Annotated in this window: 10 protein-coding genes; 6 read left to right on the forward strand and 4 right to left on the reverse strand. The window is 60.7% G+C overall.

Annotated features, from left to right (window positions below; genetic code table 11):
- Window positions 1-352: 352 nt before the first annotated feature.
- The 3 genes from KBP52_RS30090 (at window position 353) to KBP52_RS30100 (ending at window position 4,325) form a co-directional block, all read left to right on the forward strand.
- A complete protein-coding gene (locus tag KBP52_RS30090; RefSeq protein WP_212621622.1) occupies window positions 353-1,837 on the forward strand; it encodes an NCS1 family nucleobase:cation symporter-1 in 1,485 nt (494 codons plus the stop codon).
- Window positions 1,838-1,972: 135 nt separating this feature from the next.
- Window positions 1,973-3,256, forward strand: coding sequence for a Zn-dependent hydrolase (locus tag KBP52_RS30095; protein WP_212621623.1), 1,284 nt, complete (start codon window positions 1,973-1,975; stop codon window positions 3,254-3,256).
- Between the two features lie 127 nt (window positions 3,257-3,383).
- Window positions 3,384-4,325: a DHH family protein gene (locus KBP52_RS30100; RefSeq protein WP_212621624.1), complete on the forward strand. Its 942-nt coding sequence runs from the start codon at window positions 3,384-3,386 to the stop codon at window positions 4,323-4,325.
- Here KBP52_RS30100 and KBP52_RS30105 read toward each other — a convergent pair.
- Together KBP52_RS30105 and KBP52_RS30110 are read right to left on the reverse strand one after the other, a co-directional pair.
- Window positions 4,295-5,161 (reverse strand): CAP domain-containing protein, encoded by an 867-nt coding sequence (locus KBP52_RS30105; protein ID WP_212621625.1) that lies wholly within the window; start codon window positions 5,159-5,161, stop codon window positions 4,295-4,297. The genes KBP52_RS30100 and KBP52_RS30105 overlap by 31 nt on opposite strands.
- 275 nt (window positions 5,162-5,436) lie before the next feature.
- Entirely contained in the window at window positions 5,437-6,207 is a 771-nt protein-coding gene (locus tag KBP52_RS30110; protein ID WP_212621626.1) for an alpha/beta fold hydrolase, read from the reverse strand.
- 111 nt (window positions 6,208-6,318) lie between these two features.
- Here KBP52_RS30110 and KBP52_RS30115 point away from each other — a divergent pair, with 111 nt between their 5' ends.
- A complete protein-coding gene (locus KBP52_RS30115; RefSeq protein WP_212621627.1) occupies window positions 6,319-7,263 on the forward strand; it encodes an aldo/keto reductase in 945 nt (314 codons plus the stop codon).
- Here KBP52_RS30115 and KBP52_RS30120 read toward each other — a convergent pair.
- Window positions 7,260-8,174, reverse strand: a complete 915-nt coding sequence (locus KBP52_RS30120) for a LysR family transcriptional regulator (RefSeq protein WP_077573430.1) — start codon at window positions 8,172-8,174, stop codon at window positions 7,260-7,262. The genes KBP52_RS30115 and KBP52_RS30120 overlap by 4 nt on opposite strands.
- A gap of 137 nt (window positions 8,175-8,311) precedes the next feature.
- Between KBP52_RS30120 and KBP52_RS30125 the strand changes: the two genes are divergently transcribed.
- Both KBP52_RS30125 and KBP52_RS30130 read left to right on the forward strand, forming a co-directional pair.
- Complete coding sequence (locus tag KBP52_RS30125) at window positions 8,312-9,367, forward strand: tartrate dehydrogenase (RefSeq protein ID WP_016987671.1); 1,056 nt, start codon at window positions 8,312-8,314, stop codon at window positions 9,365-9,367.
- An 89-nt stretch (window positions 9,368-9,456) separates the two neighbouring features.
- The gene (locus KBP52_RS30130; protein WP_016987672.1) at window positions 9,457-10,800 is read left to right on the forward strand and encodes a dicarboxylate/amino acid:cation symporter; all 1,344 of its coding nucleotides are present in this window, start codon (window positions 9,457-9,459) and stop codon (window positions 10,798-10,800) included.
- A gap of 57 nt (window positions 10,801-10,857) precedes the next feature.
- On the opposite strand, the gene KBP52_RS30135 is transcribed toward KBP52_RS30130, so the two are convergent.
- A complete protein-coding gene (locus KBP52_RS30135; protein ID WP_212621628.1) occupies window positions 10,858-11,751 on the reverse strand; it encodes a LysR family transcriptional regulator in 894 nt (297 codons plus the stop codon).
- Window positions 11,752-11,790: the final 39 nt, after the last annotated feature.

The following is an 11,790-nucleotide window of genomic DNA, read 5'->3' on the forward strand; positions in this document are numbered from 1 at the left end:
CAGCCGCTTGAAGTTGAGCTGCGGTTGCTCGCTCACGATGAAAATAAATGCAGTGCACCAGATTGAGTCCTGTCTGTTCGGACAACTTGCCAAGTGTTTAGCCTGAGCACCCAGACAAGTTTCCGCGAACTCATCGGTGAATAATTAAAACTGATGAATATCAGAAAGTTGCAAAGCGTTTAACGCTCGGCCCGATGCGCAAGCGGGGCACCCGGCACGTTTATTGATGCCGCCGCTGACACCGTGGCCGGTGCACGAAAGTTGTCAGTTCCTCCGGCCATCGTCCGGTTCGTACCCTCGGGTGCAGCCGCCTGATGAGCAAAAAAATAATCAGAAGAACAGTGGAGCGGCCATGCAACAGAACAGATCGCAAGTGACCGAGCGCGACGGCTTGTATGAACTCGAAGCCGGCAGCGACGTCCTCGACAGTCCCCGTTACAACCACGATATGGCACCGACCAAGGTGCGCGAACGAACCTGGAACAAATGGCACATCACCGCGCTGTGGGTCGGCATGTCGATCTGCGTGCCGACCTACACCCTCGGCGGCGTACTCACCGCCTACTTTGGCTTGACCGTCGGCGAAGCGCTGCTGGCGATTCTGTTTGCCAACGTCATCGTGCTGATTCCGCTCACGCTGAATGCGTTTCCCGGCACCAAGTACGGCATTCCGTTTCCGGTGTTGCTGCGCTCATCGTTCGGCATCCTCGGCTCCAACGTGCCGTGCCTGATCCGCGCGCTGGTGGCGTGTGGCTGGTTCGGCATCCAGACGATGTTTGGCGGATTGGCGATTCACCTGTTTCTCGGCTCGATTTTCGATGGCTGGAAATCCCTTGGCGGCACCGGGGAGGTGATCGGTTTCATGATCTTCTGGGCGCTGAACCTGTGGGTGGTGATTCGTGGCGCCGAGTCGATCAAGTGGCTGGAAACCTTGTCGGCGCCGCTGTTGGTGGCGGTCGGCATCGGGCTGCTGGTGTGGGCGATGCCCAATGTGTCGATGACTGAACTGCTGGCGATCCCGCCGAAACGTCCGGAGGGCGCCAGTGTGGTGAGTTACTTTGCCGCCGGGTTGACCGCGATGGTCGGTTTCTGGGCGACGTTGTCGCTGAACATTCCCGACTTCAGCCGTTACGCCAAGAGCCAGAAAGATCAGATCCTCGGGCAGATTTTCGGCCTGCCGCTGACCATGTTTCTGTTCGCGTCCCTCGGCGTGATCATGACGGCCGCGTCGGTGAAACTCGTCGGTGTGACCGTCTCCGATCCGGTCACTCTGATCGGTCATATCCAGAGTCCGGTGTGGGTCGCGGTGGCGATGGCGTTGATCATCATCGCCACGCTGTCGACCAACACCGCCGCGAACATCGTCTCGCCGACCAATGACTTCCAGAACATCGCGCCCAAGGTCATCAATCGCACTAAAGCGGTGTTGCTGACCGGCATTGTCGGGCTGGCGCTGATGGGCCATGAGCTGCTGAAAAAACTCGGTCTGATCGTTTCCGATGTCAGCCTGGAAACCGTGTATTCCAATTGGCTGCTCGGTTATTCGAGCCTGCTCGGGCCGATTGCCGGGATCATGGTGGTGGACTATTTCCTGATCAAGAAACAGCAACTGGACCTGGCCGGGTTGTACCGCGACGACGTGTATCCGGCGTGGAACTGGGCCGGGTTTCTCGCGTTCGGGGTGCCGGTGGTGTTGACCTTGTTGTCGCTGGGCAGCGATGCGTTCAGTTGGTTTTATAGCTATGGCTGGTTCACCGGTTCGGCGCTGGGCGGGATTATTTATTACGGGTTGTGCGTGATGCGTGCGCAACCTTCTGCAGTTAAGTCGGCGGTGTAGCGGATGGCCTCTTCGCGAGCAGGCTCGCTCCCACATTTGGAATGCATTTCCCCTGTGGGAGCGAGCCTGCTCGCGAAGGCGATCTACCCGACACCAGAGAAATATCCATAAGAAAAGCAGCCTGAGGAGATCCCCATGAACGCAGCCGTAGACGTTCTGCAATCGAGCCATCAGCACATCAACCGCGACCGCCTGTGGGCCTCGCTCATGGAACTGGCCAAGCTCGGCGCGACGGTCAAGGGCGGGGTCTGTCGCCTGGCCCTCACTGACCTCGACCGCCAGGCCCGCGACCTCTTCGTGCAATGGTGCAAGGACGCCGGATGCAGCGTCACGGTCGATGCCGTCGGCAACATTTTCGCCCGTCGCCCCGGGCGCAATCCCAACCTGCCACCGGTAATGACCGGCAGCCACATCGACACCCAACCCACCGGCGGCAAGTTCGACGGCTGCTTCGGCGTACTGGCCGGTGTCGAAGTGCTGCGCACGCTCAACGACCTCAAAGTGGAAACCGAAGCGCCGCTGGAAGTGGTGGTCTGGACCAACGAAGAAGGCTCGCGCTTCGCCCCGTGCATGATGGGCTCGGGCGTGTTCGCGGAGAAATTCACCCTCGAAGAAACCCTCGCCAAAGTCGATGCCGAAGGCGTCACCGTCGGTGAAGCGCTTAACGCCATCGGCTACGCCGGTCCGCGCAAAGTCAGCGGGCACAAAGTTGGCGCCTATTTCGAAGCACACATCGAACAAGGCCCGATCCTCGAAGACGAACAGAAAACCATCGGTGTGGTGCTCGGCGCGCTTGGTCAGAAGTGGTTCGACCTCAAGCTGCGCGGCGTCGAAGCGCATGCCGGCCCGACGCCGATGCACCTGCGTAAAGATGCCTTGGTCGGCGCCTCGGTAATCGTCGGTGCGGTCAACCGCGCCGCCCTCGGCCATCAACCCCATGCCTGTGGCACCGTCGGCTGCCTGCAAGCCTATCCCGGCTCGCGTAACGTCATCCCCGGCGAAGTGCGCATGACCCTCGACTTCCGTCACCTGGAACCGGCGCGGCTGGATTCGATGATCGCTGAGGTGAAGCAAGTCATCGACGCCACCTGCGAAGTACACGGCCTGACCTACGAGCTGACCCCGACCGCCGACTTCCCGCCGCTGTACTTTGAAAAAGGTTGTGTGGAAGCCGTTCGCGGCGCGGCGAAAGGGCTGGGTTTGTCGAATATGGACATCGTCAGCGGCGCCGGGCATGACGCGATTTTCCTCGCCGAACTCGGCCCGGCCGGGATGATCTTTGTGCCGTGCGAAGGCGGCATCAGCCACAACGAAATCGAGAACGCCGCGCCGGACGATCTGGCGGCCGGGTGTGCGGTGTTGCTGCGGGCGATGCTGGCGGCTTCGGCGATGGTCGCGGGAGGACAGCGGGCGGCTTGAAGATCAAAAGATCGCAGCCTTCGGCAACTCCTACAGGGAAACCATAAATCCTGAGCAGGAGCTGCCGGAGGCTGCGATCTTTTCGCTGTCACCACAGCGTCATGAAAATGTGCGAATTTGCCGGCCCATGAAAATCATCACCTCCGGCGCGTCCTATCTGGACATCGACGCCTTCGCCTGCTGCATCGCCTACGCAGAATTGCTCAACCTGCAAGGTATTCCCGCCCGCGCCGTCAGTAGCGCGAAGCCCAACGCCAGCGTTTCGCAAAGCGTGCTCGGCTGGGCGGCTGCTTTTGACGATTACCAGCCGACGCCGGACGATGAGTTTGTCCTGGTCGATGTCTCGGACTATCAGCATTTCGACCCGTTGGTGGTGCTCGAGCGGGTGGTAGAAATCATCGATCACCATCCCGGGTTTGAGCATTACTGGGCGCAGAAGCTTGGGTCTGCCGCCGATATTCGTCCGATCGGCGCCGCAGCGACTCAGGTTTTTCAGCGCTGGCAGACGGCCGGAGTGCTGCCGCAGATCAGCTTGCAAAGTGCTGCTTTGCTGGCCACCGCGATTCTCGACAACACGCTGAATTTCACCGGGCAGATGACCACGCCAGCGGACATCGAGGCCTACGCCGACCTCGCTTCACGGGCAAAACTGCCGGCAGACTGGCCCCGGCAATATTTTCTCGAATGCCAGACCACCATCGAATCGAACCTGGCCGCTGCATTGGCGGCCGACTCGAAACGGATGAAACCCGAAAGCAACCTGCCAGGCTTCTTCGCACAAATGACGGTGTGGGATGCCGACACCTTGCTGCAAAAACACCGGCCGATGATCAAACGCTGGATGGCAGAGCAGGGCGATGACTGGCTGCTGAATGTGATCAGTATCCGCGACCGCAAAAGCTGCTTTCTGGCGCCAACCGAGGTCAGCCAGCAAAAGCTCAATCGCTTGTTGCCACTGGACTGGCAGGCCGGATTGGCCGTGCGGGCGCCGTCAATGCTGCGCAAGGAACTGTTGAAATTGGCACTGGACGCTGGCAGTTACTGCGCACCAAATACCATCGTCCAGTAAACCCCTTCATCACTGCGCGCCTCACTGGCAAACCCGGCGCCGACCTGGGTGAACATCGGGTTCATCAAGTTGGCGCAGTGTCCGGGGCTGGCCAGCCATCCGGCCATGGCCTTGCCCGGTGAACTCTGTCCGGCGGCGATGTTTTCACCGACTTGCCGCCCGCGATAGCCGGCCGCGCGGGCGCGATCGGCGGGCATGTCGCCGTCCGGATCGCGGTGGGCGAAGTAGTTGCCGTAAGCCATGGCTTTGCTGTGCCCCTGTGCGGCGGCGCCCAGCGCGGCGTTCCAGCTCAACGGCCGGGCGGCGGCGAAGCGCTGGCGTCCGCACATCCGTGGCCGGGCGCGCGCAGCATTGACCTCAGCGAGCAAGGCCTTGCCGACGCTGCGGTTATCGCCAACGCGGCTGTCGAGCACCGGTTGCGCCAACACCACTTGCCACTCATTGCGCGAACGACTGACACCGATGTCGGCGTAGCTCGCGTCCAGCAGCGCGGCGCAGTGCTCGTCTTGCAGCAGGTCGAAAGCCTCTTCGGCGTCCTCGGCGCCGATCACGCGAATACTGCGCACCGCCACGGCGGAATAACCGGACGACTTCAACGCTTCACGCATGCCGCCGGCGTAGCGATAACCGATCGGCAAGGCCAGGTTCGACTTCAGCGCCAACGGTGCCAGGCGTTGCGCCGGGCGCCGATCGCAGCGTTGCGGATGGGCACGATAGTCGTTGATGGCGGCCACCAGTTGCCGCTCCGCACCGGCATGGGCGGTTTCGGCGATTAGCGGCGAAAGGATCAGCAGGCACAGCGAAACCAAGCGAGACGAACGAACGGCGTGGCGCATGAGACGGGCAGCTCTGAAGGGGGACAGCGCAAAAGTTGAGTGAACCGCAGAAAGCGGCGCGAGTAGGACTGGGCTTTTTCGACTTGGTTCAAGGGGCGGGGAGGGGTATTTTCGCGGCGTGACGAAGAGCGTGATCAAGCAGAGTGCTATGTTGCGCTGTATGACGCCATCGCGAGCAGGCTCACTCCTACATTTGGAATGCGTTCCCCTGTAGGAGTGAGCCTGCTCGCGATGGCGTCACTGAAAACAATACAAAAGACACAGGCAGACCACTATCACCGATTCAACGCATCCTTCATCCACTGCAAATACTGCGCACGATCCGAGATCGAGTTATGCCCCGAATCCGGCACCACCCGGAGCACCGCCACGCCTTGCGGGAAGTTCTCCAGCAAACGCTGCGTGCTGGCGCGCGGGATCACCTCGTCGTCACTGGCCGCCAGCAGCAACGTCGGCACGCGGATATGTGCGGCGTACTTGCCTGACTCGAAGCGATCCTTGAGTAACCACTTCACCGGTACCCACGGATACTGCCGCGCCGCGATTTCTTCAAGGCTGTTGTAAGGCGTCACCAGAATCAGCTGTTGCACCGGTCGCTGGCTGGCCAGACGCACGGCGACGCCCGATCCCAAGCTGCGGCCAATTAGCGAAACCTGCGGATGACTGGCATAGACCTGATCGAACAGCGCCAAGGCATCCTCGGCAATCGCCGCTTCGGACGGTGAACCACTGCTGCCACCAAAGCCGCGATAGTTGAGCAGATACACCGCGTATTCAGGAAACGCCTCGGCAAACTCCGGCAGATTGCGCGACACGTCCTCGGCATTGCCACCGAAATAGATCAGCGCCCGCGGCCCGACCCGCTCGCGGGTGATCACTGAAACCTGCGCATCCGGCATCGACAGGGTCAGTTGTGAATCGGCGCTGGTGACGGCATTGGGCTGCGGAAAATAGATCAGCGAGCGCTGAAAAAAGAACAGCGCCGCGCACAGCACCAGGTACACGGCAACGATCAATGCGACGAGTGACATCAGGGTTCGGGACATTCGGCTACTTTTAACGGTGTGTGAAGGATCGCTGTCGCAGTGTAGTCCAGCCCTGCAATCGGCCGCTCATGCACATAACCGGCAACAGATCCACGCAGCAGGGGAACCAGCATGAGCCACACTGAGGGTTACTCCCGTCGCCGATTGCTCACGCTGGCTGCCGGGGTTTCGGCGGTCTTCACCTTTGATCGGGCGTTGGCCACCGCGACGACGCCCGCGACCACCGGAGGCCACGCCATGCAGACCCGCGCCATCCCGTCCAGCTCCGAATTGCTACCCATCGTGGGCTTGGGCACCTATCGCGGTTTCGATGTCGCCCCCGGTGATCCGGCCTATCGGCAACTACCGGCAGTGCTCGATGAGCTGTTCACCAAGGGCGGAACGCTGATCGACAGTTCACCGATGTACGGCCGCGCCGAACAGACTGCCGGTGAACTGCTGTCGATCCACGAACCGCGTTCGCCGGCGTTTTTGGCGACCAAAGTGTGGACGCGCGGGCGCGAGGAGGGCATCGCGCAGATGGAGCAATCGTTCAGCCTGCTGCGCACCGAACGCATCGACCTGATGCAGATCCATAACCTGCTCGACTGGCAAACCCATCTGCCGATCTTGCGTGAATGGAAAGCGCAGGGACGCATCCGTTACATCGGCATCACCCATTACACGCCCTCGGCCTATGAGGAAGTCGAAGCGGTGCTGAAGGCCGAGCCCCTGGATTTTCTGCAAATCAATTACGCCCTTGATGATCGAGGGGTGGAGAAACGCATCCTGCCGTTGTGCCGAGAACGCGGGGTGGCGGTGATCTGTAATCGGCCATTCGGCGGCGGCGATTTGTTCGCCCGGCTAAAGGGTAAGCCGCTGCCTGGCTGGGTGTCGGATGTACAGGTCAACAGTTGGCCGCAACTGGCATTGAAGTTTCTGCTGTCGCATTCGGCGGTGACGTGCGTGATACCCGGCACGGGCAATCCGCGTTACATGGCCGACAACGCCAAGGCCGGTTTCGGGCCGATGCTCACCGATGCGCAGCGGCATCAGTTGATTGCGTTGCTGGGCTAGTCGCCGGGAATATCCAGATTGTCGATGTGCTTGAAGCGCTCGACCAGAAAGTCGATCAGGCTGCGCACCCGTGCGGACAGGTGTAATTGCTGCGGGTAGACCGCGTAGACGTCGGCGCGGGTCGGCGTTTGATCTTCCAGCACCAGACGCAAGCGGCCGCTGCGCACATAACGGGCGATGTCCCACTCGGCGCGTAACAGAATGCCAAATCCCTCCAGTGCCCAGTTCAACGCCACCTCGCCGTCGTTGCAGCCCAGCGCCCCGCGCACCTTCACGTTCTGCGTGCGCCCGCCGTTAGTGAAACTCCACACCCCGTAAGGCGTTTCGTTCTGGCGCAGGAAGATGCAGTTGTGCTGCTGCAGATCTGCGAGTTTTTGCGGCGTGCCGTGCTTTTCCAGGTACAGCGGCGAGGCGCAGAGCAAGCGACGGTTTGAGGCGATCTTGCGCGCATGAAAAGCCGCGTCGGGCAGGGTGCCGAAACGGATGCCCAGATCAAAACCATGGGTGGCCAGATCCAGTGGGTGGTCGCTGATTTCCAGCTGGATTTCCACCTCCGGGTATTGCGCAAAGAACGCCGCCAGTGCCGGGCCGATGTAGCGCCGACCAAAGCCCAATGATGCATTGACCCGAATCAGTCCCTTGGGCGTTGCACGGCTGGCGCCGATCAATTGTTCGACCTCATCGATCTGCGTGAGGATTCGCGCCGCGTGGGAGAAGTACAGCTCGCCCTCGGCAGTCAGACTCATCGAGCGCGTGGTGCGATTGACCAGACGCACGCCCAGCCGCGCCTCCAGTGCTGTCAGGCGTTTGCTCACCGCCGGCGGCGTCACGCCCAGTTCGCGGGCGGTGGCGGCGAGGCTGCCTTTATTGGCCAGCAAGTGGAAAAACGACAAATCGAGGGTCTGGCTCATTCGTAACTCAAAGTTATGGATGTAGTGATTTACGGTAACTCACAGCTTTCAGGTCACTACATATACTCCGATCACACCCCGCCGGACAGCCTTGTGCGGCAGGCAAAACAAAAACGTGAAAAAGAGTGGAGTGGACCATGAGCGCATACAACATTGCAGCGGTACCCGGCGACGGTATTGGCGTGGAAGTCATCGCCGCTGGCGTTGAAGTACTGCAGGCCCTGTCGAAGAGATCCGGCTTTGAACTGAAGTTCAAACACTTTGACTGGAACTCAGACAACTACCTGAAAAACGGTCACTACATTCCTGAAGGAGGTCTTGAAGAATTGAAGACCTTTGACGCGATCTTCTTCGGCGCGGTCGGTGCGCTCAACGTGCCGGATCACATTTCCCTGTGGGGCTTGCGTTTGCCGATCTGCCAAGGCTTCGACCAGTACGCCAATGTGCGTCCGGCGCGGGTGTTGCCGGGGGTGAAAAGTCCGTTGCACAACGGCGAGCAGATCGACTGGGTGGTGGTGCGGGAAAACTCCGAAGGCGAATATTCGGGCAACGGTGGCCGTGTGCATCGAGGCCTGCCGGAAGAGGTCGCCACCGAGGTCTCGGTGTTCACCCGCGCTGGCGTCGAGCGCATCCATCGCTTCGCCTTCCAGTTGGCGCAAAGCCGTCCGCGCAAACACCTGACCATGGTCACCAAGTCCAACGCCCAGCGCCACGGCATGGTGCTGTGGGACGAGATTTTCTACGAAGTCGCCAAGGACTTCCCCGACGTCAAAATCGACAAAGAATTGGTCGACGCGGTGACCACGCGCATGGTGCTCAAACCTTCGACGCTGGACGTGATCGTCGCGACCAACCTGCACGCGGACATCCTTTCCGACCTGGCCGCCGCGCTGTCGGGCAGCCTCGGCATTGCGCCGACCGCCAACCTCAACCCGTCGCGCAACTTTCCATCGATGTTCGAACCGATCCACGGTTCGGCCTTCGACATCACTGGCAAAGGCGTAGCCAACCCGATTGCGACCTTCTGGACCGCCGCAATGATGCTTGAGCACCTCGGCGAAAAAGCCGCTGCCAAGCAATTGATGTCGGCCATCGAAGCGGTCACCGAAAGCGGCCTGCACACGCCCGATCTGGGCGGCACGGCCACCACGCGGCAAGTCACCGACGCGGTGATTGCGCTGATCAATCGCTGATTCATCCCGATTCAAGCTGCGGCACAACGCCAAGGGGTTCTGCGGCCCCTTGGCTCTTCCTGACAACAATAAAAAATCAGGGCCCTGTCATGAAAAGAATATTCGGCAAGCTGTACGTGCAAGTCCTCGTCGCCGTGATCCTCGGCGCACTTATCGGCGTGCTGGTGCCCGAGACCGGCACCGCGCTCAAACCCTTGGGCGATGCCTTTATCAAACTGATCAAAATGCTACTGGCACCGGTGATTTTCCTGACGGTGGTTACCGGCATTGCGCGCATGGAAAACATGAAGGAGCTGGGCCGCGTCGGGTTTCGCGCCTTGATCTACTTCGAAGTGGTCTCGACCCTGGCCCTGGTGATCGGTCTGATCGTGGTGGACGTGTTCAAGCCCGGTGCCGGGATGAACGTCGATGTTGCCAGCCTCGATACCAGCAGCCTGGCGACGTACACCACGGCGGCCAAACATGCCTCGTTCATGGATTTTGTGATGGGCATCATTCCCGACACGATTGTCGATGCATTCGCCAAGGGCAACGTCCTGCAAATCCTGCTGTTCTCGATCCTGCTGGGTATTGCGCTGGCACATGTCGGACCGCGTGGCAAAGTGTTCGTCGATACGCTGGAGAGCTTGATGCAAGGCATGTTCCGCATCGTCAACATGGTTATGCGTCTGGCGCCCATCGGTGCCTTTGGTGCCATTGCATTCACCATTGGCAAGTACGGTTTCGGCTCGCTGTTCTCGCTCGGCAAACTGATGGCTTGCGTCTATCTGACCTGCGCGGTGTTCGTGGTCTTCGTGCTTGGGCCGATCTGCCGTTACAGCGGTTTCAGCCTGTGGAAGTTCCTCAAGTTCATCAAGGAAGAGTTGTTCACCGTGCTCGGCACCAGCTCATCCGAGTCGGTACTGCCGCAAATGATCTCGAAGATGGAAAAGGCCGGCGTCTCGAAGCCGGTGGCCGGGATGATCATTCCGTCGGGCTTGACCTTCAACCCGGATGGCCAGGCGATCTACTACACCATCGCCGCGATCTTTATTGCCCAGGCCACCAACACGCCGTTGACCTTGGCCGATCAACTGATCGTGTTGGCGGTGCTGATGTTCACCTCCAAGGGGTCGGCGGGGGTGACCGGTTCCGGGTTCATCATTCTTGCGGCGACGCTGGCCTCACTCGGCACGATTCCGGTGGCGGGCATGGTGCTGTTGTTGGGTGTTGACCGATTCATGTCAGAGGCGCGGGCGATCACCAACACTATCGGCAACGGCGTCGGCACCATGGCCATCGCCAAGTGGGTGGGCGCGCTGGATACCGAGAAGATGCACAAGGCGTTGAATGGCGAAGTGCAAGAGCCTGACGTGCACGTCTCGCAGTCTGAAAAACCCACCAGTCACACCGCACCGCTGGTCCCGAGCCTCAAGCGCGCCGTCCAGAACTGACGCTGATCTCCTGTGGGAGCAAACTCCGCTCCCACAGAGAGAAGGCGCAGGTCGCAATCAACCGCGATAGCGCAACGCCTCCAGCAACAACGCAAACGCCGGCGCCGCTTGGCGCCGGCTCGGGTAATACAGGTGATAACCGGCAAATGTCGGGCACCAGTCTTCCAGCACTTGCTGCAAACGGCCGTCGGCCAGATAGGGTGCAACGATGTTTTCCGGGATGTAACTCAGGCCGAAACCGTCCAGCGCCGCGTCGAGCAGCGGGTAGACGCCGTTCAGGGTGATCTGCCCGGACACCCGCACTTTCAGGCTCTCGCCATCCTTCTCGAATTCCCAGCTGTACAACCCGCCATTAGTGGGCAGGCGCAGATTGTTGCAGGCGTGCTCGGTCAGATCCCGTGGCGTTTGCGGCGCGGTGCGTTTGGCGAAATAGGCGGGTGAGCCCACCACCGCCATGCGCATGTCGGGGCCGATGCGGGTGGCGATCATGCCTTGCGCGACGTCTTCGCCCAAGCGCACGCCCGCGTCGAAACCCTGGCCGGCGATGTCGACGAAACCATAGTCGCAGCTCACCTCGACGCTGATGTCCGGGTACTTCGGCAGAAAGTCCTTGAGCACCGGGCGCAGCAGCCAGTCCAGCGAATGGTCGGTGGCGTTGAGGCGGATCTTGCCGGCCGGGGTGTCGCGCAGGTTGCTCAGGGCCGCCAGTTCCAGTTCGATTTCTTCGAAGCGCGGGCCGATGGTTTGCAACAGGTGTTCGCCGGCCTCGGTGGGCGAGACGCTGCGGGTGGTGCGGGTTAACAGGCGCAGGCCCAAGCGCGCTTCGAGGGCGCGGATGGTATGGCTCAGTGCCGATTGTGAGACGCCGAGTTTGGCTGCGGCTTTGGTGAAGCTGCGCTCGCGTGCGACGGCGAGGAAGGCGAGCAGGTCGGTGGCATTTTCACGCAGCATTGATGAGTGTCCTGCATAAGTTTTTTCGAATTCTAGTCG

The sequence above is a fragment of the Pseudomonas sp. SCA2728.1_7 genome (assembly GCF_018138145.1).
Taxonomy (GTDB): domain Bacteria; phylum Pseudomonadota; class Gammaproteobacteria; order Pseudomonadales; family Pseudomonadaceae; genus Aquipseudomonas; species Aquipseudomonas koreensis_A.